General features: G+C 64.9%; 25 protein-coding genes. 19 read left to right on the top strand and 6 right to left on the bottom strand.

All coding sequences use genetic code 11. The features are described from left to right. Nucleotides 1-22 precede the first annotated feature (22 nt). Complete coding sequence (locus HARCEL1_RS11880) at nucleotides 23-994, bottom strand: glycosyltransferase (RefSeq protein WP_325047909.1); 972 nt, start codon at nucleotides 992-994, stop codon at nucleotides 23-25. Nucleotides 995-1,157: 163 nt separating this feature from the next. On the opposite strand from HARCEL1_RS11880, the gene HARCEL1_RS11875 reads away from it, so the two are divergent. The 9 genes from HARCEL1_RS11875 (at nucleotide 1,158) to HARCEL1_RS11835 (ending at nucleotide 9,282) form a co-directional block, all read left to right on the top strand. Then, a complete protein-coding gene (locus HARCEL1_RS11875) occupies nucleotides 1,158-2,435 on the top strand; it encodes a sulfatase (RefSeq protein ID WP_159077136.1) in 1,278 nt (425 codons plus the stop codon). A gap of 222 nt (nucleotides 2,436-2,657) precedes the next feature. Next, the gene (locus tag HARCEL1_RS11870; protein ID WP_108383802.1) at nucleotides 2,658-3,239 is read left to right on the top strand and encodes an acyltransferase; all 582 of its coding nucleotides are present in this window, start codon (nucleotides 2,658-2,660) and stop codon (nucleotides 3,237-3,239) included. Beyond that, nucleotides 3,236-4,327, top strand: coding sequence for a DegT/DnrJ/EryC1/StrS family aminotransferase (locus HARCEL1_RS11865; protein ID WP_108383801.1), 1,092 nt, complete (start codon nucleotides 3,236-3,238; stop codon nucleotides 4,325-4,327). The genes HARCEL1_RS11870 and HARCEL1_RS11865 overlap by 4 nt, the downstream gene beginning before the upstream one ends. Nucleotides 4,328-4,337: 10 nt before the next feature. Next, a complete protein-coding gene (locus HARCEL1_RS11860; protein WP_108383800.1) occupies nucleotides 4,338-4,898 on the top strand; it encodes a metal-dependent hydrolase in 561 nt (186 codons plus the stop codon). 66 nt (nucleotides 4,899-4,964) lie between these two features. Further along, a complete protein-coding gene (locus HARCEL1_RS11855; RefSeq protein ID WP_108383799.1) occupies nucleotides 4,965-5,699 on the top strand; it encodes a polysaccharide deacetylase family protein in 735 nt (244 codons plus the stop codon). Then, entirely contained in the window at nucleotides 5,696-6,295 is a 600-nt protein-coding gene (locus tag HARCEL1_RS11850) for a hypothetical protein (protein ID WP_108383798.1), read from the top strand. The genes HARCEL1_RS11855 and HARCEL1_RS11850 overlap by 4 nt, the downstream gene beginning before the upstream one ends. Then, a complete protein-coding gene (locus tag HARCEL1_RS11845) occupies nucleotides 6,288-7,484 on the top strand; it encodes a glycosyltransferase family 2 protein (RefSeq protein ID WP_108383797.1) in 1,197 nt (398 codons plus the stop codon). Before HARCEL1_RS11850 ends, HARCEL1_RS11845 begins: the two co-directional genes overlap by 8 nt. Nucleotides 7,485-7,486: 2 nt before the next feature. Next, entirely contained in the window at nucleotides 7,487-8,611 is a 1,125-nt protein-coding gene (locus HARCEL1_RS11840; RefSeq protein WP_108383796.1) for an ATP-grasp domain-containing protein, read from the top strand. After that, a complete protein-coding gene (locus HARCEL1_RS11835; RefSeq protein WP_108383795.1) occupies nucleotides 8,602-9,282 on the top strand; it encodes an HAD family hydrolase in 681 nt (226 codons plus the stop codon). The genes HARCEL1_RS11840 and HARCEL1_RS11835 overlap by 10 nt, the downstream gene beginning before the upstream one ends. 26 nt (nucleotides 9,283-9,308) lie before the next feature. Here HARCEL1_RS11835 and HARCEL1_RS11830 read toward each other — a convergent pair whose 3' ends face one another. Further along, nucleotides 9,309-10,166 carry a hypothetical protein gene (locus tag HARCEL1_RS11830; RefSeq protein WP_108383794.1) on the bottom strand — a complete coding sequence of 286 codons (858 nt, stop codon included), beginning with the start codon at nucleotides 10,164-10,166 and terminating at the stop codon, nucleotides 9,309-9,311. Between the two features lie 133 nt (nucleotides 10,167-10,299). On the opposite strand from HARCEL1_RS11830, the gene HARCEL1_RS11825 reads away from it, so the two are divergent. From HARCEL1_RS11825 to HARCEL1_RS11815, 3 genes are all read left to right on the top strand, one after another. After that, nucleotides 10,300-11,529: a glycosyltransferase family 4 protein gene (locus HARCEL1_RS11825; protein WP_108383793.1), complete on the top strand. Its 1,230-nt coding sequence runs from the start codon at nucleotides 10,300-10,302 to the stop codon at nucleotides 11,527-11,529. A 292-nt stretch (nucleotides 11,530-11,821) separates the two neighbouring features. Beyond that, a complete protein-coding gene (locus HARCEL1_RS11820; protein ID WP_108383792.1) occupies nucleotides 11,822-12,841 on the top strand; it encodes a hypothetical protein in 1,020 nt (339 codons plus the stop codon). Between the two features lie 137 nt (nucleotides 12,842-12,978). Beyond that, complete coding sequence (locus HARCEL1_RS11815) at nucleotides 12,979-13,242, top strand: HalOD1 output domain-containing protein (protein ID WP_233357338.1); 264 nt, start codon at nucleotides 12,979-12,981, stop codon at nucleotides 13,240-13,242. Between the two features lie 215 nt (nucleotides 13,243-13,457). Here HARCEL1_RS11815 and glmU read toward each other — a convergent pair whose 3' ends face one another. Next, on the bottom strand, nucleotides 13,458-14,699 hold the full coding sequence (gene glmU / locus HARCEL1_RS11810) for a bifunctional sugar-1-phosphate nucleotidylyltransferase/acetyltransferase (protein WP_108383791.1): 1,242 nt from the start codon (nucleotides 14,697-14,699) through the stop codon (nucleotides 13,458-13,460). 562 nt (nucleotides 14,700-15,261) lie between these two features. Here glmU and HARCEL1_RS11805 point away from each other — a divergent pair. The 5 genes from HARCEL1_RS11805 (at nucleotide 15,262) to HARCEL1_RS11790 (ending at nucleotide 18,878) form a co-directional block, all read left to right on the top strand. Then, nucleotides 15,262-15,933 (top strand): hypothetical protein, encoded by a 672-nt coding sequence (locus HARCEL1_RS11805; protein ID WP_159077135.1) that lies wholly within the window; start codon nucleotides 15,262-15,264, stop codon nucleotides 15,931-15,933. Nucleotides 15,934-16,006: 73 nt separating this feature from the next. Next, nucleotides 16,007-17,056 (top strand): hypothetical protein, encoded by a 1,050-nt coding sequence (locus HARCEL1_RS11800; protein ID WP_159077134.1) that lies wholly within the window; start codon nucleotides 16,007-16,009, stop codon nucleotides 17,054-17,056. A 64-nt stretch (nucleotides 17,057-17,120) separates the two neighbouring features. Next, nucleotides 17,121-17,756, top strand: coding sequence for a hypothetical protein (locus tag HARCEL1_RS11795; RefSeq protein ID WP_108383788.1), 636 nt, complete (start codon nucleotides 17,121-17,123; stop codon nucleotides 17,754-17,756). Between the two features lie 8 nt (nucleotides 17,757-17,764). Next, the gene (locus HARCEL1_RS13495; protein WP_159077133.1) at nucleotides 17,765-18,424 is read left to right on the top strand and encodes a hypothetical protein; all 660 of its coding nucleotides are present in this window, start codon (nucleotides 17,765-17,767) and stop codon (nucleotides 18,422-18,424) included. Between the two features lie 229 nt (nucleotides 18,425-18,653). After that, a complete protein-coding gene (locus HARCEL1_RS11790; RefSeq protein WP_108383787.1) occupies nucleotides 18,654-18,878 on the top strand; it encodes a hypothetical protein in 225 nt (74 codons plus the stop codon). Between the two features lie 696 nt (nucleotides 18,879-19,574). Here HARCEL1_RS11790 and HARCEL1_RS11785 read toward each other — a convergent pair. Further along, nucleotides 19,575-20,933, bottom strand: coding sequence for an anaerobic sulfatase maturase (locus tag HARCEL1_RS11785; protein WP_159077132.1), 1,359 nt, complete (start codon nucleotides 20,931-20,933; stop codon nucleotides 19,575-19,577). 153 nt (nucleotides 20,934-21,086) lie between these two features. Next, nucleotides 21,087-22,403 carry a phosphopentomutase/phosphoglucosamine mutase gene (locus tag HARCEL1_RS11780; RefSeq protein ID WP_108383785.1) on the bottom strand — a complete coding sequence of 439 codons (1,317 nt, stop codon included), beginning with the start codon at nucleotides 22,401-22,403 and terminating at the stop codon, nucleotides 21,087-21,089. An 81-nt stretch (nucleotides 22,404-22,484) separates the two neighbouring features. On the opposite strand from HARCEL1_RS11780, the gene HARCEL1_RS13490 reads away from it, so the two are divergent. Next, nucleotides 22,485-22,703, top strand: coding sequence for a DUF7511 domain-containing protein (locus HARCEL1_RS13490; protein WP_159077131.1), 219 nt, complete (start codon nucleotides 22,485-22,487; stop codon nucleotides 22,701-22,703). A 529-nt stretch (nucleotides 22,704-23,232) separates the two neighbouring features. Here HARCEL1_RS13490 and HARCEL1_RS11775 read toward each other — a convergent pair. Then, nucleotides 23,233-23,508, bottom strand: coding sequence for a winged helix-turn-helix domain-containing protein (locus HARCEL1_RS11775; protein ID WP_108383784.1), 276 nt, complete (start codon nucleotides 23,506-23,508; stop codon nucleotides 23,233-23,235). 474 nt (nucleotides 23,509-23,982) lie between these two features. On the opposite strand from HARCEL1_RS11775, the gene HARCEL1_RS11770 reads away from it, so the two are divergent. Further along, a complete protein-coding gene (locus HARCEL1_RS11770) occupies nucleotides 23,983-24,189 on the top strand; it encodes a hypothetical protein (RefSeq protein ID WP_108383783.1) in 207 nt (68 codons plus the stop codon). Nucleotides 24,190-24,193 lie beyond the last annotated feature (4 nt).

The raw sequence follows: 24,193 nt of genomic DNA, 5'->3' as shown, positions 1-24,193 counted from the left end.
TCTGGACGGACCGGCCCGTCGCTCAACAGACGCGACGATAGATCGCTTCCAACTCGGCGGCCATCCGGTCGCGTCCGAGGTCCCCGATCGCCGCTCGACCGTTCGATCGCCCGGCGTCGATCGCTTCGAGCAGGCCCGCGACGAGCGCGTCGTCGGAATCCGCCACCGTCGAGGGCGTCACGCCCGCCACCCGCTCGCGGACGTCACCGACGTCGGTCGCGACGACCGGGAGCGCACACGACAGCGCCTCTTTGACGCTGTTTGGCGAGCCCTCGTGCGTCGAGGTGATCAACAGGGCGTCGGCGGCGTTGTAGTACAGTGGCATGCGGTCGTGGGGGACCCCGTCGATCGTCTGGAGGTCGATCGGCCGGTCGGCCTCGCGGCGGGCCCGTTCGACGATGCGCTGGGCGCGCGGGAAGTCTTTGACCGGCCGCTCCGGCGAATAGGGAAAGAGGACGTTCGCGGCGTCGGCCGGCCAGCCCACGGCGCGTCGCGCTGGCTCACGGGGCATGGGCCGGAACGTCGCCCGGTCGACGCCGTGGGGGACGACGAACGCGTCGGTCCCGACGTCGGCGGCCATCGCGTCGCTCATCACGACGACCGCGTCGGCCCGCCGGGCACACGCCCGACTCAGCCGCCCCACCCACCCGTGGAGGTCCGACCCCCACAGGCTGAGCACGACCGGGCGGATCGGCTGAGCGAGCGCCGCTGGGCCGGTCAGCCCGTAGTTCGCGTGCACGAGATCGTACTCCCTACGGCTCGCCCGGAGGACGCGCGGATAGAAGCGGAGGTAATCGAGGACCGATCGCCCGTCGCTGCCCGTTCGCTCGCCGGGGACCGCGACGGTGTCACTCGTGACGCCACGCCGGGCGAGCGCGTCGCGCTGGCCCGTGAAGAACTGGGCCTCGTCGTTCGTGACCAGATTGAGGACGTGCATCGACGTGGGCGGTCTGTGGCGGCCGACACGCTTCGTTACGCGACGACTACCGCCGATGTCGCGCTCTGAGCGCCGATCAGCGGCGATTCACTCGCGACGGCGAGCGCCCATCGCTCGGAGTTGCCGGCCAGTAACCAAGCCACGCGCGACCGTCGGCCAGACGGATGAGACTCTGTTCACGCGGTTCGGCGCACCCAGTCGCGCTCGGGAGGCGGTCCCCGTGAGCGACGCCCGCCCGAACGTCGTCTGCGTCTCGATCGACAGCCTCCGGGCCGATCACTGCGGGTTTCTCGGCGACGATCGCGGGTTGACGCCCGCGATGGACGCGCTCGCCGCCGAATCGACCGTCTACGAGCGCGCGATCGCGCCCGGGCCACAGACGTTCTCGTCGATGCCGGCGGTCGTCACCGGCCACCGCCGGCCGACCGGCCCGCTCGACGCGTATCCGGGCGAGGAGCACTGGGAGCGCCGGATGGCGGCGATCGAATCGCACCTCGATCGGTATCCGACGCTCGCCGAGCGGTTCGCCGCGCGGGGGTACGCGACGGCGGGCGTGAGCCCGAACCCGTGGGCTTCGACGGCGAGCGGGTTCGACCGCGGGTTCGAGACGTTCGTCGATCTCGTCGGCGAGCGGTCGGACGACTGGCTGCATCGCGCCGCCCGTCGCGCGCCCGGCATCGACGCGTCGAGCAAACCCGTCCAGCTCGCCCTCGACGGCCTCACCGGCGGATCGTTTTTCTCCTCGTGGGGCGACTACGTCGACGAGATCGACCGTCTGCGCCGGGACCTGCCCGAGCCCTATTTCCTGTGGGTGTTTCTGATGGACACGCACTACCCGTTTTTGCCCTCGAAGGCCCACCGCGAGGAGCAGACGTTGGTCGGCAGCCTCACGAGTGCGATCCGCTCGGAGGCCGCCATGCGCGGGCCGAGCGAGGGGCTCACACCGGCGGCGCGGGCGAGCGTCCAGCGCAGCTATCGCGACACCGTCCGATCGGTCGACGCGTTCGTCGATCACCTCCGCGACGGTGACGCCCAGATCGTCCTCCACGCCGATCACGGCGAATCGTTCGGCGAGCACGGCAACTACGGCCACCACCACCGGGCGTGTTACACGGAGAACGTCCACGTGCCGCTGGTGGTCGCGGGCCCCGCCGAGCGCGTGGCCGAGCCGATCTCGCTCGATCGGATCCCCGCGATGGCGCTGTCGGTCGCCGACGACTCCGCCGATCCGCGTGCCCACACCGCACCCGCCGTGACCGCGACCAGCGAGTGTGGCACGAACGCGTGCGTCCGGGGTCGTCGGTTCGCCTACGTCGAGCGCGAGGAGGGCCGATCGCTGTTCGAGTGGGCCCACGACCCCAACGAGCGCGACGACCTCGCGCCCACCCATCCCGACCTCTGCGATCGCGCTCGCCGCCGACTCGACTACCGCGAGGGCTCCAGACGGGAGACCGCCGCGCTCGCCAGTGCGGCGCAGGCGATCGCCCCGGAGTGGTGAGTGGCGACTCGATCGCCCCGGAGTGGCGAGCGGTGTCGACCGGATCGGTCCGGGACCGTCTCGGCCCGCTCGAAACCACCGCCTAACAATGCCTCCGTTCGGCGTAGCCTGGATCGACACTGGCGCTGTCGGCCGTTCTGGCCGGTCGCCGGTGCTGTTGACCATGAACGAACGAATCACGGGGCGTGCGAGCGCGCGCCCGATTGACGGACGGAGGACGCAATGACCAGTGCCGAACTCGACGGGCAGGTCCAGGTCGATCCCGGCGCGACCATCGGCTACGAGTACGACACCGACGTCGACCCAGCGGTGATCGGGCCGGGCGCGACGATCCGCGAGGGAACGACGGTGTACTGTGACACGGAGATCGGCGCGGACTTTACGACCGGTCACGACGCACTCGTCCGCGAGCACACCACGATCGGTGACGACGTCTTGCTCGGCTCACAGTCGGTGCTCGACGGGCGGGTGGACGTCGGGTCGGACGTGAGCATTCAGACCGGCGTCTACGTGCCGGAAGCGTCGACGATCGGCGATCGTGTCTTTCTGGGTCCGCACGCGGTGTTGACCAACGACCACTATCCGGTGCGGACCGACGACGATCTGGAGGGCCCCACCCTCCAGGACGACGTCTCGATCGGCGCGAACGCGACGATCCTCCCGGGCGTCACCGTCGGTGAGGGCTCCTTTGTCGCGGCGGGCGCGGTCGTCACCCAGGACGTGCCGCCGAACCACCTCGCGGTCGGCGTCCCCGCCGACCACGAGCAACTGTTCGGCCCGCTCGACGGGGGGAATCAGCTGTGATCTCGATCGCCGATCCGCGCTTCGGGCCGGCCGAACGCGACGCCGTCGTCGAGATCATGGAGAGCGGGATGGTCGCGGACGGCCCCGAAGTCCGGCGGTTCGAAGAGGAGTTCGCCGCCTATAGCGGGGCCGACCACGGCGTCGCGACCGCCAACGGGACGGCCGCGCTGGTCGCCGCGCTCGAAGCGCTCGACATCGGTGAAGGCGACCGGGTCGTCACCACCCCGTTCAGTTTCGTCGCGAGCGCGAACGCGATCCGCCTGGTCGGTGCCGAACCGATCTTCGCGGACATCGACCCCGAGACGTTCGCGCTCGATCCCGAGGCGACCCGGCAGGCCGTCCGCGAGCACGACGCCGACGCCATCCTCGCGGTGCACCTGTACGGACTCCCCGCCGACGTCCGGGCGCTGTCCGATATCGCCGAGAGCGAGGGGGTCGCACTCGTCGAGGACGCTGCCCAGGCCCACGGCGCACGCGTCGACGGCCAACCGGTCGGCTCGTTCGGTGACGCGGCGGCCTTCTCGTTTTACCCGACGAAGAACATGACGACCGGCGAGGGCGGCATCGTGTTGACCGACCGGGAGCGCGTCGCCGACCGGGCCGCGAGTTTCATCAATCACGGCCGCGCGAGCGAGGACTCCCCGTACAGTCACGAGCGCGTCGGCCACAACCTCCGCCTGACGAGCATGGCCGCTGCGATCGGCCGGGTCCAACTCGAAGCCCTGCCCGACTGGGTCGCGGCGCGCCGCGAGACGGCCGCCCGGCTCAGTTCGGGGCTCGCCGACGCGGGCGTGCAGACGCCGATCGAACCCGACGGCCGACGCCACGCCTACCACCAGTACACGATCCGGACCGAGGACCGCGACCGCCTGGCCGACCAGCTCGACGCGGCAGGCATCGGCTCGGCGGTGTACTACCCCCAGACGATCCCCGATCTGGCGGCCTACGACGGCTATTCGGCGGACGTGCCGGTGGCCGAGCGGGCGGCCGAGGAGGTGCTCAGCCTGCCGGTCCACCCCGGGGTCAGCGCCGACGACGCCGACCGGATCGTCTCGACCGTTCGCGAGGCGCTGCCACAACTCCAGTGAGTGGACGCTGATGTGGCCCTGGGAGCACGCCGCCGTCGGCTATCTCGCCTGGTCGCTGGCGCTCCGTGCGCTCGGTCGGCGGCCACCGACCGCCGGTGAAGCCGTCGTCGCCATCCTCGCCACCCAGGCTCCCGATCTGATCGACAAGCCACTGTCCTGGGGGCTGGGCTGGTTTCCGACCGGCTACGCCGTCGGCCACGGTGCGATCGTCGCGCTCGTCGCCACAGTCGCGCTGATCGCACTCCTCCGGCGTCGCCTCGCGGTCGCGGCCGTCGTCGGCCTCTGGTCGCACCTGCTGGCCGACGTCGCCGCCTTTCGCACCGGACGTGGCCCGGACCCGACGCGTGTGGGCTGGCCGCTGGTCACGCCGACGGGCTACGAGACCGAGTACGGCCTGACCCGCGGGATCGTCTACCTCCGGCGGTTCGGTGAGGCGGCCGTCGCGGAGCCGGTGGGAACGCTCGGCGTGCCCGCCGTTCTGGGGGCGGCGACGCTGGCCGTCTGGGTCCTCGACGGCGCGCCTGGCCTGGCGGTCGTTCGATCCCGACTCGCCGGCCTCGATCGGCGGTGATCCCGCCCGGTCCGACGGCGGTAGGCTCCCCATTACAATGCAGATTTCGGGTGTTCGACTCGTGTGATGGATCGACAGACAGACCGATCGCTCGACACCGTCGCGTTCACGTACGACTGGTATCGGGGGTTCCTGGATCACCTCGACGAGGAGGGGATCGCCGTTCGTCGGCTCTCCGACGACGGCGACGGCGTCGTGCTTCGTCACGACGTCGACCTCTCGATCGAGAAGGCCCTGACGATGGCGCGTATCGAAGCCGACCGCGGGATTCAGTCCACGTACTGTTTCTTGCTCACGTCGGCACTGTACAACCCGCTGGAACTCGAACACCGCGACCGCATCCGGACGATCGAGGCGCTCGGCCACGAGATCGCCCTCCACTTCAGCACCCACGAGTACTGGGGGCCGGACGAACGACTCGACACCGACACCCTGGTCGAGCGCGTAGAGGCCGAACAGGCGATTCTCGACTCGATCACGGCCTCTCACCCCGAGACGGTCTCCTTTCACGTCCCGCCGTCGTGGGTGCTCGACCGCGAGTTCGAGGGGTTCCGGAACGCCTACGCGCCGGAGTTCTTCTCGGAGATGAACTACGTCGCCGACTCCAAACAGCGCTGGCGAGACGGGCCACCGACGGTCGACGCCGTCGAGGCGGACACGCAGGTCCTCGTCCACCCCGGACTCTGGGGCGAGGCCGACGCCGACTTCGAGGCCCGCATCGAGGGGGCCATCGACGATTCGTGTCGTCACAGCAAACGGAAGGCCGAGCTGGAGTTCATCGAGGGGGCCTACGAGACGTGAGCACGGAGAGCTCTCGGACGATCGCTGCGGTGATCCCCGCCAGCGATCCGAGTGCCGTCGCCAGGACGATCCGGCGCCTGCCCGCGATGGTGAATCGTGCGTACGTCGTCGACAACGGGACGCGGGAGTCGGACTGGACGGCCATCTGTCGGCTCGTCGCGGAGGCGAGCCAGGCGGATCGGGGCACCGATCGCGTCGTCGCCGTGCCGCGCGCCCGCGAGACTGGCACGGGCATCGAGACGGGGTATCTTCGGGCCCTGGACGACGGCGTCGACATGACGATCGTCCTCGACAGCGACCGGGCCGACCCGGCGGCGATCACACCGCACATCGCGTCGATCGTCGACGACGTCGACGGGCTTCAGCCGCTGGTCGCGATCGACCCCGAGGACCCGGGCGCCGACGACCCACCGGCGACGACCGTCGAGCGCGACGACGCTCCGACGACCCGTGACGCCGGCGACACGCCGCCGGCCCACGCCGAGACCGGATCGGTGGCCCACCGCCCCGAGGCAGACTCCACTGCGGCCCAGTCCGACGAGACGACGGCGGAGTCGTCGCGCCGGGCCGAGCCCGCGGAGATCGACAATGTATAGAGACCACACCGTCGCGGCGGTCGTCCCGGCGTACAACGAGTCGGGGTTCGTCGGCAACGTCATCGACGGGCTCCCAGAGTTCGTCGACCGGGCGTACGTGATCGACGACGGCTCGACCGACGACACCTGGGCGGAGATCCAGTCGCACGCCGCCGAGCGAAACGCGGCCCACGACGGCCACTTCGAGGAGTTGGTCGTGGGGATTCGCCACGACGAGAATCGCGGCGTGGGCGGCGCGATCAAGACGGGCTACCAGCGGGCGCGCGACGACGAGATGGACGTGACGGTCGTCCTCGGCGGCGACGATCAGATGGACCCGGCCGAACTCACCCGGTATATCGACCCGATCGTCGACGGCGTCGCGGACTACACCAAGGGCAACCGCTTCGCCCGCCCGGAGGATCGCGCGGCGATGCCTCGCTTTCGCCTGATCGGCAACGTCGTGCTCTCCTATCTCACGAAGATCGCGAGCGGCTACTGGGGGTCGATGGACTCCCAGAACGGCTACACGGCCATCTCGCTCGCGGCCCTGCGCGCGACCGACATCGAGGGCATGTACGAGTACTACGGCTACTGCAACGACCTGCTCGTTCGGCTCAACGTCGCGGGCGTCACGATCGCCGACGTCCCGCGATCGTCGACGTTCGCCTACCAGGACGGCTGGAAGAGCCACATCGACTACCGCGAGTACATCCCCCGGGTGTCCGCCATGCTGCTCTCGGCGTTCCTCTGGCGACTCAAAGAGAAGTACCTCCTCGAACGGTACGACCCGCTCGCCCCGCTCTATGCCCTGGGCGGACTCGCACTCGGCGTCGGGACGCTGGGTACACTCGCCGCGCTCGGCCGCCGGAAGTCGATCGGCTCGTGGCTGGTCGGACTGTTCGCCGGCGCGCTCACGGTGTTGTACGCGGGCGAACGCGACCGACGCGACAACCGCGATCTGGAGGCTCACCTGGATCCGGCCGCAGAGGACCCCGCGATCGAGACGGGGGCCGACGCCGAGGCCGGCGATGCGCCAGACGCGGACACGGCGGACGACGCCGAGTCCATCGACGAGCGGAGCGACGACGATGGCGTCGACGCGGCCGATCGCGGTGACGGCGTCGACACGGACGACAGCGCCGCGACGACGCCACCCAGCGGCAACGGCACCGGACGACTGACCACTGCGGACCCGAGCGATTCGTAACTATGAGTGATACACCCAAACAGACCCGATCTGGCAGCGACACCGTGACCGTCCTGATGACCGGCGCCGGCGCGCCGGGCGCGTGGGGGATGATCCGGAGCCTCCACTCGACGACCGAACGCGACGTCGAGATCGTCGGCGTCGACATGGACCCCGAGGCCTACGGGTTCGCCTTGCTCGACGAACACTACGAGGTGCCGGCGGGCACCGACGACGCGTTCGTCGACCGGATCGCCGAACTGGTGAACGAGGTCGACGCCGACGTGGTCTTGCCGCTGACGACCGACGAACTCCAGCCGCTGGCGACGCGGCGGGCGGACATCCCCGCCACGGTGATGGTCTCGGAGGCCGGGCCGCTCGCCATCGCGAACGACAAGGCCGCGCTGTACGGCTTCCTCGACGAACGTGGGTTCGCTTCCGCGCCCGCCTTCCATCGCGTCGACGACGTGTCGTCGTTCGAGGCGGCCGTCGAGGCGCTCGGCTATCCCGACCGACCGGTCTGTTTCAAACCCGTCGTCGGCAGCGGGATGCGCGGCGTGCGCATACTCGAAGAGGACGCCGATCGCGCGACACAACTGCTCGACGAGAAACCGGGGGCGGCCCGGACGACCCTCGAAGAGATTCAGCCGGTACTGGCCGAGGCCGAGGAGTTCCCCGAACTCGTCGTCATGGAGTATCTCCCCGGCGAGGAGTACAGCGTCGACGCGCTCGCGATGGGCGCCGAAACCGGCCCGGTCGTCCCGCGAACGCGAGCGAAGACGCGCGCGGGCATCTCCTTCCGTGGCACCGTCGAACGCGACGAACAGCTCATCGAGGAGGCTGGCGCGATCTGCCGGGAACTCGGCTTGCGCTACAACATCAACCTCCAGTTCAAACGCGACGCGAGCGGCGCGCCGAAGCTCATCGAGATCAACCCCCGCGTCGCGGGGACGATCATCATGTGTGTCGGTGCGGGCGCGAACATGCCGTATCTCGGCTTGAAACACGCCCTCGGCGAGTCGATCCCCGAGATCGACGTCCAGTGGGGGACGACGATGAACCGCTACTGGAACGAGGTGTTCCGCACGCCCGACGGCGAGACGTACCACGTCGAGGACGAACCGACGGGGCCACGACAATGGGCGTGAAATCGGCGCGGTCGCCGACCCAGTCGTCGGTCACGGCCGTCTGTTTCGACCTGGACGACACGCTGTACGACTATCACGCCTACGCGCGGGCGGGCCTGCGCGCCGCTGCCGACCGACTGGCCGAACTCACCGGCGAGGACTATGCCGACGAACTCGAACGGCTCTACTTCGAGGAGTCGATCACGTCGGGGACGTTCGACCGCCTGCTCGACGACCACGACCTCTCGCCCGAACTCCTCTCCGAGTGTGTCGAGGCCTACCACGACGCCGACACCGCGCTGTCGCCGTATCCCGAGACCGTGTCGGTGCTGGCCGACCTCGCGGAGGACTACCGTCTCGGCGTGGTGACCGACGGCCGCGGCGGCCATCGCAAACTCCACCGCCTCGGCCTGGCGGACACGTTCGAATCGGTCGTCGTCGCGCCGGCGATCGACGCCACCAAATGCGACGCTCGTCCCTTCGAGGTCGCACTGATGGATCTGGCCGTCCCGCCGGATCGGGTCGTGTTCGTCGGTGACGATCCACGGGTCGACGTGCCCGTGCCCAACGAGTTGGGTATGACGACCGTTCGCCTGCGCCGCGGGCGGTTCGAGGACCTCGCGGTCCCCGGCGATACGGCCCCGCCAGATTACGAAATCGACAGTCTCGACCGCCTCCCGGCGGTGCTGTGAGCGATCCGGACGACTGATTTTTGCCGTTACGATCGATCGGCGAGGCCCTGCTCCGGACTGGCCGGTCGCTGGAACGTTCCCTGCGGCACGTTCGAGAGGCCGACCGAGACCGTTCCGGCGGTGGTCGTGGCGATCCGATCGACCGCGTCGCCCACGAACGCGGTTTCGATGCGCGTCGCAACTGCGGCGTCCTGTTCGAACAGCGTTCCGTGGACGTTCGCGCCGTAGAGCGTCCCGAACCGGTTGCACTGACAGTCCGCGCCGGTAATGTGGACGCCGTCGGCACACGCCTCGACGTCGAGGTAGTCGATGGCGTTCGCAAACGAGTACGATCGCAGGCGCAACGAGGTGCCCTCGCGACTGCTGACCGACCCACGGAGGCCGCCGAACTGAACGTGCCCACAGTCGAGGGCGACGCCGCTCTGTGCGTTGTGGACACCGTAGTGGTCGCTGTTCAGCACGTAGTTGAGCCGACAGGCCGCGGTCGCGTCGGGCGCCCCGTTGTTCGTCGCGAACCGGAATCGACAGCTGTTGAACGCGTCACCGAAGTCGTCACGCCCGATCCGGACGAGGACGCCCTCGCGCGAACCGCGAAAGCCGACGTCGGTGATCTCGGTGTAGAAGACGTCCGCGCCGCTGGAATCGACCAGCGAGAAGCCGTCGCCGGGCCCCACTCCGAACTCCAGGACGCTCGCGCCCAGGCCCGCCCCGCGGATCGCGACGTCGTTCGAGAGGTCGTACGCCGCCAGATCGATCCGGACTGGCTCGCAGTCGTGCCGGCCGGCGGGCACGCGGATGACGCCGCCGCCACGCCGATCGAGTCGGTCGAACGCTTCCCGCCAGTCGCCGTCTTCGAGGGTGACCGGGCCGTGCGTCTCGTCCATACGAGGTCGGGACGCCGTCGTTCAAAGGGTATACACCGCCTACGCCGGGCCGCTGGCGTGGATCCGCGTTCCCGCGGGCGATCGGTAGCGGTACGCGCTCTATTACCAAACTGTCCCGCCCCCGCCTCCCGGCGTGACAGATTCGACCACCGATTCCGGCGCGTCGGGAGCCGACGCCCTGAGCGTGACGATGGTGGCGACGCCAGGGGACGGCTCCTGTGGCATCGGGACGTACGCACGACACCTCCGCGAGGGGTTCGACCGCGTCGAGACGCGGCCCGTCCACGTCGATCAAGACCGCCGCACGCTGCCCGCGATGGTCGCTCTGGCCGTCCGTTCGGTCCGCTCCGCGGACGACGTCGTCCATCTCCAGCACGAGTACGGCCTGTTTCGCCGGTCGGGATCGCCGTATCCCGGCGTGATGGGGCTGATCGTCGTCCCGCTGCTCGCCGTGCTCGCGCGACTTCGCGGCGTGAGCGTCGTGGTGACGATGCACTCGGTGCTCGTCCCGTCGGCCACCGAGGCCCCGCGACGCGTCCGCGCGCACCTCTATGTGATGCACGAACTGTTCGCGCTCGTGGCCGACCAGTTGATCTTCCTCTCGACGGACTGTGCCGAGGAGTTCCGGGCGCACGTCCCCGTCGAGCGATCGACGGTCCTCCCTCACGGCGTCAACACCCAGGCGGCCTCGGACGCCGACGCCGCGAGCGCGAAAGCCGCCTTCGGGTACGACCCCGACGACCACGTCGTCGTCATCCCGGGATTCGTTCGCCGGCCGAAAGGCCACGACGTCTTCGCTGCCGTCGCCGAGCGCCGCCCCGAGGTCGAGTTTCTGATCGCCGGCGGCGCGCGCTCGGCGGGCGAGGAAGAAGCGTTCGCGGCGTCGGTCCGCGAGCAGGCCGGCCCGAACCTGACGATGACAGGTGTGCTCTCCGAACAGCGGTTCGCACTCGCGCTCGCCGCCGCCGACCTCGCCGTCCTCCCATATCGGGTCGTGAGCCAGAGCGGGACGTTCAACTGGGCGGTCGCTCACCACGTGCCGATCCTCGGGAGCGACGTGGCGTACTTCGAGCGGATGGAGCGGCGCTGGGGCACCGTCGAGACCGCGCCCATCGACGATCACGACGCGCTGGCCGATCGGGTCCGAGACCTCCTCGACTCGCCGGCCCGCCGGGCCGCGCTGGCCGAGAACTGCCGTCGGTACACCCACGCACACAGCTTCGACCGCGTCGCTGACGACCACCGGCGAATCTACCGGCAGGCGATCGCGGGCGAATCGGCCCCGACGATCGAGCGTCCGGCCGAACCGATACGGGCGGCCTGTAGTGCCCCTGCCGCGGCCGAGCCCCCGACCGTTCGGTGAGCGGGCCATCGGTGGGGGCCCCCTCCATCGTGCTGGTAGAGTCCTGTTACTGCCGGTATTGTACACTCACCCGCCCGCTGGTAGCTCCTCACTACCACTGGTCGTCAACTGTTCTGCGCCTGGTCACGATCCGTCGTCAACCGGACGACAGCCGGATCGCATCCCGCAGGAAGCCTCTTTGAGTAGACTCGCCTTTCTCTCGGTATATGAATCGATCACGATCTCTGGGACGGGGTAAACGGCGCCTACCGGCGGTCCAGACGGCTCGATATCGCGTCCGGAGGGAATCGCGATGTCCGTGATCGCCGGCGCGGTCGACTGCGTTTCCGAGCCGGTGCTGACGTCGGGCGACCGCTTCGAGCACGTCATGGCGCTGCATTTCGATCCCCAGGGGTCGGCCAGCCGTGGCGTCGTCCGGGCGATCGTCGACCGCGACGGGCGCGTCGACGAACCCGGGTTCGTCGACCGGAGTCGGCTGTACACCGTCGCGATGGACTCGCCGTACGACGCCCGGATCGAGGGCGCGATCGAAATCGACGGAGCGCAGTCTGTCGTCGCGGGCCTGCCCGAGGCCGAGGACCGGACGTTTCTGGGCTTCGAGGACCCCAACCTCTGGCGCGAAGACGGGACGGTCCACCTCTACTGTACGATCCCGCTGCTCGACCGATCGAGCGACACGCTCTCGATGTATCTCGGGCACGCGGAAGGCCCCGACATCGACACGCTCTCGATGACCGCCCCGACGCTCGGGCCGGAACCCGACCACGCGGGTGCGAAAGAACTCGCCGTCGCGCCGCTGACGCGGGCGGGCGTCCGGCACAACCTCGTCGAGTCGAGCGATCGCCGCGACGGCCGGACGTACTCGGTGCTCCGGACGGCGACCGCGACCGATCTCGGCACGCCCTGGCGCTACGGCGGCGTCGCGCTCCACCCGGACGATCTGCCCCACGACTGGTGTGCGGGCCACCTCTCGACGGGGCCGCTGCTCCCCCGATCGTTCGTCGATCTGGGGCCCGACCGGCGGGTCGGCCTGCTCAACGGCCGGTCGGCCACCGAGCGGGTCGCCGGACGCGACCGCTTCGGCACCTTCGCGGTCGGGATGATGGTCTACAATACCGAGACGGGCACCGTCGAGTGGGTTTCCGATCGGCCGCTGATCGACGATCCGGCGGCGCGCACGATCACGTTCGCGAGCGCCTTTCGCGAACTCGAAGACACCGGCGTGATCTACGCGCACGTCGACGACGATTCGATCCGGGCCTATCGCGTCGACCCCGACGCGCTCGCGGCGCTGGTCCCGCCGGCCGCCTGAGCCGTGGCCGGTCTCACCTCATCGATCGGGGGTGGTCTGGCCGAACCGAAGGGGGCAAATGTGGCTCTCGCCAGTAGCTAATTTATGGCCAGTCGACGCTCGAACGGCACGGGACATCGGTCCCCGGAGGACGGATCGTGACGAGCGACCAGGCCGACGGTCGGGAGACGTTCGATTTCGAGGACGTGGCCCCGAGCACGGCGGTCGTCGAGACCGTCGCGTACGCGACTGATCGCGATCCGACGACGCTCGACCCGCTCTACGAGGCGATCGATCCCGACGCGCTCGATCGGCTGATTCGATCGAGTGCGGACCGATCCGCGGAGGCGGTCGTCCGCTTTTCGTATCTCGACTGTACGATTACCGTTCGGGCCGACGGGACCGTCGTCGTCGATCGCTGACACTGTCCACTGGTCGAGTGGATGGGGCGACGATCGCCGTCCCCGATCGGTAACCCTGTTTATCACAACGATCTGCCGCGTGAAAATGTCCGCCCCTTAGGGGTGTGGCGCTCTCAGAGTGCAATGCCCGGAGTCGGGTGCCGGTCGCCGGCAGTCGTACTCCGGATTCCTGCCACCGCAACCCCGGCAGGTGTCACTCCCTCCCCTTCCGTTTTTCAGCGATCGACGCGTGGCGTGGTCTGTGTCTCGACCGGCGGCGCGACCTCGACGGGGTCGAGTTCGAACGCGTCGCGCGCGATCGTCTGGCCGGGCCTGGTCCGCCCGTCGGCCGGGACGACCGCGCCCGGGTCGAGGCAGGTGTCGATGCCGGTCTTGGCCGCGGGGCCGATCACCGCGCCGAACTTTCGGCGGCCGGTCGGCTCGGCGTCGGCCCCGGCCAGCACCGGGCGTTCGTCGTGACGCAGGTTCGCGGTGATCGTCCCCGCGCCGAGGTTCGCGTCCGGCCCGACGACGCTGTCACCGACGTACGCGAGGTGGTTGGCCGCTGCGTCCGCCATCAGAACGCTGTTTTTCACCTCGACGCTGTGCCCGACCGAAGCGCCTGTCCCGAGGACCGTCCCCGGCCGGAGGTAGGCGTTCGGCCCGACGGCCGCGTCTTGCCCGACGATCACGGGCCCCTCGATGGCGACGCCAGGACCGATTTCCGCCCCCGCTTCGACGACGACGCGTCCCTCGACGGTCGCGTCGTCGTGGACCGTCCCGTCGATTCGGCGCTCGACGTCGCCCAGCAGCGTCTCGGTGACGGCGAGCAGGTCCCAGGGATGGCCGACGTCGGCCCAGCGGTCGATCGGCACCGTCGTCACCGGCCAGTCGTCGACGAGTCGGCGGACGACGTCGGTGAGTTCGCGCTCGCCGCGCTCGCTCGGGCCGACGTCGAGCAGCGCACTCGCGACCGCTGGGAAGGCGTACGCGCCGGTGGTCACGAGATTCGAGGGCGGATCGACGGGCTTCTCGACGACGCCGGTGACCCGATCGCCGTTCGTCGAGACGACGCCGTAGCTTTCGGGATTCTCGACCTCGGTCGTCCCGACGGCGGGGGCCGCCGCGAACAGCTTTTCGAGACTCGCGGGGTCGTAGACGTTGTCGCCGTTGAGCACTGCGAACGGCCCTTCGACGTGATCGATGGCGGTCTCGACGGCCGCGGCGGTGCCGTCGCGCCGTTCCTGGATCGCGTACTCGATCGGACAGCCGCGATGGCTCGATCCCAGCGCGTCGACGATCAGTTCGTGGCGGTAGCCGACGACGATCGAGAGCCGGTCGGCCCCGGCTTCGACGGCGGCGTCGGCGACGCGGGTGACGATCGGCCGGTTCGCGACCGGGAGGAGTGGTTTCGGCATCGCGTCCGATAGCGGCCGCATGCGCGTGCCGCGTCCGGCGGCGAGGATGATGACGTGCACGCTCGGGTGGACGGTGGGAGTACTCGTTAGTAGCCGGTGGCTAGCGAGGTTGCGACCGCAGGGAGCAACCTCGAACCGGAACGGCGACCACCGGGAGCCGCGGAGCAGAGCGAGCCGTGGAGACGAGCGAGGCGACGACCGACGGGAGTCGCCTCGAATCGAAGCGGTGAGCGATCGCGAGCCGTGGAGCAAAGCGAGGCGACGACCGCCGGGAGCAACCTCGAAGCGGAGCGGCGACCACCGAGAGCCGCGGAGCAAAGCGAGACGCCGAACGCCAGTGAGGCGTCTCGATTGCGTTCAGACAAGCGTTCGAAATAGCTGGGTCTTCTTTGAAAGCCCTCGCCAGTTTCGGTCCCGCGACTCGCTGCGCGCTTCGGGTGCTTTGCACCCTGTAGTGCTTACTTCATCGGGGTTCTCGAAACAGGCTCGCTCTTTCGATCCACCAGGATACGATCGTAACCGTCAGGATGGAGGAACTCTTATACGGCGGTTATCTGAACACCGCTGTGATGTGTATCCCCTAAACCTTAGTGTTTAGAGTGGAGTATGTATTTATAGAGTTATGAAGGCCGGAGTAATCGGGACTGTCGATGGGAATTTTGATGCACTGGAGTCTTTCGAAACTACTGTTAAGCAAGGAGATTTCGAATTGAAGCGGTGCATAGACGTTAGGCGAGGATTCACACTGCCTAGCGGAATTGAAGCTTACTATGGACATGCGGCTATGGAGCAAGTCAAAGACAGGGAGCAGGTAATGATTCAAAACGGGGAAATTTCAATATACGAGGAGCCCCAGAAAGTCCCCTCTTATACTGAGTTTCTTACGGTTCCTGGTGAAGTGGTTGTTGTAGATAGTGGAGCTGGTTCGTTCGCATATTCAATGATTGGGTCGCAGACGAATACCAATATTGAGCGTGCTGAGATCAATCTCTCGGGCTTCGCGGCAGATCATGAGGACGATTCTGACCCCTGGAAGGTTGGGTTCTACGGTCACTTGGGGAACGCAGAAAACGGAGTTGTTCACGGCACTGATCTCCTAAGCGACGACGAATTGAGTGGTGTTCTTCACGAATCTAACCTCAATCAGCTGGGAGTTGAGTATCCTTACGATGGACAGATGTTAAAAGCTAATATGGCCGAAAGCGGGTACTTTGAGATCTACCAACCGAGCAATTACGAATCGAAGGACTACCTCCAATTTATTCTTGATGAAGTCATTCACTATCTAAAATAGATTCATGTTATATCGTAACTACTGATAACACAACCAGATTTATGTGACCAATGGTGGTTAGTGATAAGTAAGGATGTCACAGGAGATCTCTGAGTTTGATTATAATGGTAGACTGGTGTTTAATGGTCTTCGAGAGGCAAGTGTGAATGCCGAAGACCCGACGGAAATACGCTCTCAATTACTTGATGACTTGCCACCATTTTCCCGGGGCAGTCCTAGCAATAAAAAAGAAGGTTTCAGTCAAATTAATCTGGCCGATATTGCGGAGGACCAGAACACTGCACTTGACCAAGACTCACCGAATGTAATTGGTGATGAACTGCTGGAAACTGCAAATTCAGTGATTGATCGGAGGTATATCTGGGAGAAATACGCCGGTGATTACGAGTTCGTTGACGAGGAAGGGGATCAAACTAATGCCTGGGTGAGGTCCACTGAAGAGGCCTACGTATACTGGATGTACCCAAATTTCATTCTGATTCAAGGTTCTCAGGGTAAGGTTGATCCCACAGAACGACGCATCAGATCTGCTATGGGTGATCATGTTGATGTAGACAATCTTGAGTTTGACCCTGACTTCTTCCTCTGGCTTCTTTATCGCCATAGCAAGCCGGGAGAGTATATCCCTGGCCCGATTTCGGTCGAGGACCTGAGTTCTTCGGAGGTTTACGGTGACCTTGAGCAGTTCGGGCATCGTGGTAGAATTGAAGATTCTTCGAATATTGCTGAGTCCTTACCAATTATTGCAGCTCTCCTGCAGGAGATGCAGTTCCGTATGTTGGAAGGGTTTTTTGCTGTGAATGGTTCTTCACTGAAGGTACAAATACGGACGGAAGGACGTATTCACGTAAAGGTGGCGGGAGCGATCAAAGACGCAGAAACAAAACTCAAACGTGTTTTGCTCGCGCTGCGATTTGTTTCGGAGTTCGTAAGTCTCTATCAAGAATGGAGAGATGATATGGACCGAATGGACAAATATCCGCCTCTCTCGTTCTTTGACGATCTTGCTGAGACTGCTGCAAGGAACAATGCAGAGTTTTCGTTCGATGTTGACGACCTCATCAATGAATATGAGGAAAAACGGGGGGTAACGGCGGACCCAACCGATTTCAACTATCTTTAGGGGCTGGTGAACAAAGTAGGGACAACAAGTATGAGTACCCCACACGTAGATTCAAAGGTAAACTATGGGGGTTGAAAGCGTCCGTCAAGCGAGCGTTGGGCGCGGTCTTGATACTTCCCAGTCTCCGGAATCGGAAGAAATTCGGATCGATCTCCAAGAGGACCCGGAATACCCTTTAGAGTTCGATGAGCTTCCGGACTACCCATTCCCTGACCAGACCATTGTGCGTGGGGAATACTATTATGAATCCTCACCACGCTTCGGTGATCCTGAAACGGGCGAGGGGTCCTTCCAGATGCGCACTGGGTCTGGAATGGCCATTCTTCACACGCAGAATGACCGCCCTCGCCCAAAGAAGATATTCAGTTCACTCAATCAGGCTATAAATGGAGACGCTGAAATCAAAAAGAATTTTGTACCCAATCAGAATCGTGTCTGGCAGTTTATTGAGAGGGGGAATCTTCGAGACCTCAAAGTAATCACCCCGAGTGGCCGCATCAAATCTGCGATGGAGATAGATGTCGAGTGGGACGATATGAAGGGCAAGTACCCGGTTGAACTTGCGGTTCTCGAATTTACGTTGGATGGGGAAGCAATTCGCGTGCGTTACCATGATGACTCGCTTGAAATACAATCATGCGACGGGAGGGAGCGCGAATATGTAATCCAAATTTTTGAGTCGGTGATGGCGGAGAGATGATTTTTTGAATGCCTTCTTTGGAAAACTCTGCTCCGAGGCGGCTATGGTTGTTTTTAAAGGAATATCATAAGTCTGTTTGGTTTGCCTATAGTTCGCCCATCTCGTCGGTGTTCTGGCTCTTTACAGTATTCTTCGGCAGTAGTTCAAGCAACAAACTTCTTCCAAATATTTTACCTTTCTTGACCGAAGCATGGGTGTATTATCTGTTGGTTATTGTTGCGATCGGGACTTACATTGTTCCGGCAGGCGTTTATTGGTGGAAGAACCGTCCGTTCCACGTTGTTGTTGAATGGAATCCTATTGAGCCTGACTCAACGGACCATCGTCTAAAACGGAAAAATTCGGTGGTGCCAAAGACAGGCGAAGATAGAGATGCGCCCACCGCAAAAGTGCTTGTTACCATAATTTTTGATAACGAAACGGAGGAGTACAAGCTACGGTTTAATTCCACTGGCTCATTGAGTGTTGTGCCCCAGTACGCACCGGGGAACTCAGTTTATGATGAGGAGAATAATGTGATAGTTTGCGATAATGTTGAGTCATCAAGTTTCTATTTTCCTCTTGAAATCACGAAGGACAAGTCACCAAGCGGAGTACTTGATCAGCGTGTCTATATGGAAGACGCTCTGAATGGTGATATGACTATCCTGGACATTGAAGTTGTCTAATTTGATGTGTTTCTTACCACTATGATGGTTTCCCCATGAGCAGTAGAGGCAAATGGAATATAACATATTAAAAAATTAAAAATGAATATTTGTAATAACTGAACTCTCATCTCATGGAATGACAAATAATAATATTATCTAATTATGATCTTTTGAATTCACTGTCTGAAAGGGATTGAATCGCCGGACACTGGGTAAGACTATCCCACTTCGGGAAATACTCGACAGTGTGATCGAACAGCTACGGACGAGTCCTCTTCTCAGCGTTCGCCGGGCGGTGGCCGCTTCCATCCTCGCCTTGCTCATCAATCTCAGTCACATGTGGGTCACTCACATTATCGAAATCAGCACACCAGAGGAACTCCTCGCTGAAACGCTCATTCACGGCACTGGGCTCTATCTTGCGCTCACTCTCATGGCCCTGTTCACCATCCCATCGAAGGCTCCGAACTGACCGACTCGCACACGTTCCGACCAGTCAATTCTGCTTTGTCTCCCCCCCCACACTCGATCGACGCCCGCCGCGTCACATAGATCGGTGCAACCTCGACGCAAACCAGAGCAAGATTCCGTCCAGGTTCAGGGCGTGCATTCCGCAGTGCGAGATCGTAGCCTCGGCGGAGAATCGGCCGGATACAGGCGAGTCACTTCGCGTCGGAAGACACTGCTGATTAGAACGAACTCCAAGCGGTCCACACAAAGATTCCAACCACGGTGGCAATCACGTCAAGTACAAATAAAATCGCGTACTCTTTGAATTCCATACCGATCCGAGATCGGGCTGATCACTAATTTCTGTTCCTTTGGGAAAGTGCTCCGAATAGTGCTGCGGTTGAGAGGAGAGGTAACGAGATAGAGAGCGGGTCAATAGCGACACCAGAAATGATGTCATGCACTGTGATGCCGACTGCAATCAGGGTCAAAAGCAAGCAAACGAGCGCCATACCGGCGATAATCTCGGTAACGGTATTTTCGCTAAGTAGTGGCATATCTGTAGTTAAATTGTGTATATAACACTAATCAAAGTTTCTAATACCGACAGTGCGCGTGGACAATTCAGGCCATCACGAGAACGACTGTCAACCGTTTCTGAACGACGTTTCGGAACAAGAATTCGAGACCGAGCGCGTTGACCGATTCGTGATCTCCCTCACCCCCGGTCGTCGAGGGCCGCCACCGCATCCATGACGAACGCGGGGGGCTTGCCCGCGTCGATCGTCCGCTCGAACAGCTCCAGATACGGCTGAACGTGGGTGAAAAACCGCCGATACCCCGCACACAGATAGTTGAGCCCCGACTCGCGGGGGGTCTTGAGGTGGCGGTCTTTCGGACAGCCGCCGTGACAGAACTCCCGGACCGGGCATCGTCGACAGCGCTCCGGGAGACCCTCGCGTTTGTCCCTGCCGAACGCGCGTTGTGTGTCGCTGTCGACCATCGTTGCGAGATGCTCGTCGTGAATGTTGCCTCGATGAAACGCCGGCTCGACGTAGTGATCGCAGGCGTAGACGTCGCCGGTGTGTTCGAGCGCGACCTGGGTCCCGCAGGTCTCACTCAGGACGCAAGACCTGGCTGGCCCGCCGAGCGCGACCTGAACGCAGTGCTCGAACAACCTGACGGACCGCTCTCCGACGTCGTTGCGGACCCAGTGCTCGAAGATGGCCTGCATGAACGCCCCGTAGGCCGCGGGATCGACGCTCCGGTCCGTGACTGGAGCCTCGCGAGCCCGGTCGAGCACGCTGTCAGCGTCCGACGCCGCGGCCGGCGTGTGTCGCTCGCGGACCCAGTCGTGGGCCGGCCACGAGGGCTCCGGGTCGGGGCCCGCCGTTCCGTCGCGATCGGTCGGGCCCGTCCCGGGTGGCGGGCCTGCCGCCCCGTCGCGGGGCTCGACCAGGGGGATGAACTGGAGCCAGTCGACGCCCAGTTCCGCAAAGAACTCGTACACCCGCCGTGGGTACTGGCTGTTGAGGGCGGTGACGACACAGAGCACGTTGTGTTCGACACCGTGGTTCTGGAGGCGCGAGAGGCCCGCTTCGACCGCCTCGAACGTCGGGCCGCCCGCGGGGGTCCTGCGATACCGGTCGTGGAGGGCGGGCGGCCCGTCGATGCTGATCCCGACGAGGAAATCGTTCGCGGCGAAAAACCGACACCAGTCGTCGTCGAGTCGGGTGCCGTTGGTCTGGAACGTGTTCACAACTCGCGTGGTGGCTGGCGCGTACTGTCGTTGGAACTCGACGGCTCGTCGATAGAACTCCAGGCCGCGGAGGGTGGGCTCACCACCCTGCCAGGTGAACGTCACCTCTGGACCGGGATGCGCTTCGATGTACTGTTCGGTGAACGCTTCGAGCGTCTCCAGGGACATCTTGGACGATGACCGCTCGGGATACAGGGCCGCCGTATCGAGATAATAGCAGTACGCACAGTCGAGATTGCAGGCTGGACCGTTCGGCATCGCCGTCACGTGAACGGGCGCGTCACACTCCATCGACGGCTGTCGAGCACGGTCGGGCACGGATTCACAGTCGTGCACTGACACGAAAAACGTTCGTGCTGATCTGGTGGCGAGGTTTGTCGGGTACTCTCGAAGCGGCAGGCGTTGCGACGTGTCGGCGACCTCGAACCGTCAGCGACCTCGCGACGGCAGCCACGACGCGACCCACGCTCGTCAGTCGTCTCCGTCGATGACCGGCGGCTCGACAGCCTCCTCGACGATCGATCGCGCCTCGTCGAAGACCGCGTCGGCGCGCGCGTCGGTCTCGGCCTCGGCGGTCACCCGCACGAGCGGCTGAGTCCCGCTCGCACGGATCAAAAACCATCCGTCCGACAGATCGACCCGAACGCCGTCCACGTCGGTCACGTCGTCGAATCGCTCGCGCACCCCCGCTTCGACTGCGTCCATGACCGCGCGCTTGTCCGCACACTCGATCGAGGCTCGTCGCGTCGCGTAACTCGGGAGCGCGGCGACGCGCTCGGCCAGCGACGGGCCTTGGGTGACCAACTGGACGAGTCGGCAGGCCGCGAGGTGGCCGTCGGGACAGTAGGTCTCGGCGGGCCAGATCCACGCGCCGCTGGGCTCGCCGCCGAACGCCACCTCGGGCTGGCGAGTGGCCTCGGCCACCGCTCCGTCGCCGACCGCGGTCCGGACGACCGCGCCGTCCGTGACGTCCTCGACGAGCGCGCTGGCGTTGATCGGCGCGGCGACCGACGATCCGGGCGGCGTCGCACTCGCGAACACACCGAGCAACTCGTCGCCGGAGACGAACCGACCGGTCTCGTCGACGGCCATCATTCGATCGGCGTCGCCGTCGTGGGCGACCCCCAGGTCGGCGTCGGTGGCCCCGACGAGTGCGGCGAGCGTCCCGCAGGTCTCGGCGGTCGGCTCGCTCGGCCGGGCGGGGAAGCGCCCGTCGCGGTCGGCGTCGAGGGTGTGGACCGCACACCCGCCCGCGCGGAGCGCCTCACTGGTCACCTGGCCGGTGCCCGTGCCGACGTCGACGACGACCGACGCGTCGAGGCCGTCGGTCGGAAGCCGGTCGCGGTGGTCCGCGCGGGCGTGCTCGACCGTCCGGACGGTCCCCATCTCGTCGGCCGGGACCGTCGCCCGCTGGCTCTCTGCCATCACCGCTTCGAGGGCCTCGATCTCGTCGGCGTCGAACGCGCTGGCGTCTCGGGACCAGCATTTGAAGCCGTTGTCTGCGGGTGGGTTGTGCGAGGCAGTGACGACCAGGCCCGCGTCGGCGTCGAGCGGGCGGACCGACCGGGCGATCGTCGGGGTGGACTCGACGCCGACGTCGATCACGTTGCTGCCGGCCTCCTGGATCCCCGCGATGGCCGCCCGGGCGAGCGCGTCGCCGCTCTCGCGGACGTCGCGCCCGACGACGACTCGATCGCTGGTCGCCCCGAGCGCGCGTCCGAGATCGAGCGCGAGCGCGCCCGTGACCTGGTCTCCGACTGGGCCGCGAATGCCGCTGGTGCCGAACATGGTCGCGATCGGCCCGGTAGTCCATTTGGAATGCGTCGCCTACCCGGGGGAGCGGCCGGTCCGTCCCGGGTGACCGGTGGTATGGAGGTTGTAACGAAGTCCTCGACCGTCGTCGGTCGAACCATGGACGTCGTCCGTCGCCCTGCCCGGGTCTGTCAGCTCGAAGCCGTCGTCGTCAGTCACGATCACGCGCCAGACGAGTGTACGGTCTCGCCACGCGAGGTGGACGAAGCCCGACAGACGACCGCGTGGATCACCGCCCGCGAGGGGTCGTACTGTGACGCCGAAGCGATGCGGTGATCGGTCCCGAGACGAGCTCTGTTCCTCCGAACGACCGGTAGCGATCCGTTCGACACCATTCGAGACCATCGAACGCCGCGAGTAGGGACTTCGTTCCGATCTCACTGGAACTGTATGGTACGTATACTAATTCGGTTGGGTCTCCAGAGGTCTGTGTATGGACGGTTCCCTGTCCGAAACCGAACGGCAACGCATCGCTGAGTTCGCATCGACGCCGAAGTACAAACGCTCGCCCGAGATCCTCCTCCCCGAGGGAGAGACGCTGAACGACGAGTAGCTGACGGCCACTTTTTTCGACGGACCGCCCTGTCGGTGCTCGTCGAACTCCGCTGTGACCGATCTGATCGAGCCCACGGGCTCGTGGGTCGGGATTCGACGAAACAGGTCGCCACTCAGGAGCACTCAACACCCAGAGCACTCGACGCGGACGAAAGCAATCGCTGTGGACGGGACCGTTCGGCTCGGCGGCGGAGTTCGACGGGGGGCGCTCGGCTCGGCGGACCGCTCGACGACACCGACACACCCACACTCAGGCCAGGTTCTCGGCCTCGATGGTCTCCCAGACCTCACGGCCCGCGTCAGTGATGCCGTAGATCCGTCCTTTCTTCCGCGATTCCGGGACGAGCAGGTCGACCAACCCCTTCTCACGGAGGTCCTGCAGCGCCCGTGAGACGTGCGAGACGGCCGACCCGGTGTCGTCTGCGATCGTCGACGGCGGCGCCGGCGACTCCGCGAGTCGCTCCAGGGCGTCGACGCGATAGGTCGAGCTGACGACGTGGCCGACGGTCTCCCAGTCGTCAGTCATCGTCGCCTCCGGTGGGCCGCTGTCGGGCGGCCGGCGGGCGGTGGGTGGGCGAGCACGGATCGAGGGTGTGGAGATGGATCATGGGTGGTGTCGTCGGCCAGGGTGTGTCGAGACCCGCGACCGAGGCTGTCTCAGTGTTCGAGTCCGGCCCTTTCAGGTATGCGGGTGATACCGGCTGTACTCACATCTTACGCCGGTTTCGCGTCCCACTGGATCGGTCGGGATCACAGTATGCACCCCATTCTCGTCGGTAGGCAGTGCGTGACGTTCCGTCTGGGGCCCCCTCGATTTGATGGCGAAACGGACCGATCGCGTCGGAACCTGAACGGAGCACAGATCGTTTCAGTCCGGATCGGGACTGTATCTCGTCCGAACTGTTATCTTTCGTAAGCCCCCCCTACTAGCTATGGATACGCGCCCCGACGGCACCGACCATCGACGCTGGCGACAGGGTCGAACGATGGAGCGCCGACGATGAGTCGTGTCGACAGCGACACGACCGGATCGGCCACGCCCGATCGAACCGACCCCCCGTTCGAAGGAGTCGCACTGACCGTCGTCCACGTCGAGGAAGGCGGCGAGAAGTACATTTTCCTGCCCAGCGAGGACGATCACAGTTCAGACGCCGAGTTCGTCGTCGTGGATCCGGACGCCATCGAACGCCTCGACGAGTGTCGGTGAGTCG

The sequence above is a fragment of the Halococcoides cellulosivorans genome, from assembly GCF_003058365.1.
GTDB classification, from domain to species: Archaea; Halobacteriota; Halobacteria; order Halobacteriales; family Haloarculaceae; genus Halococcoides; species Halococcoides cellulosivorans.
This window is presented reverse-complemented; position numbering and strand designations above follow the sequence as displayed.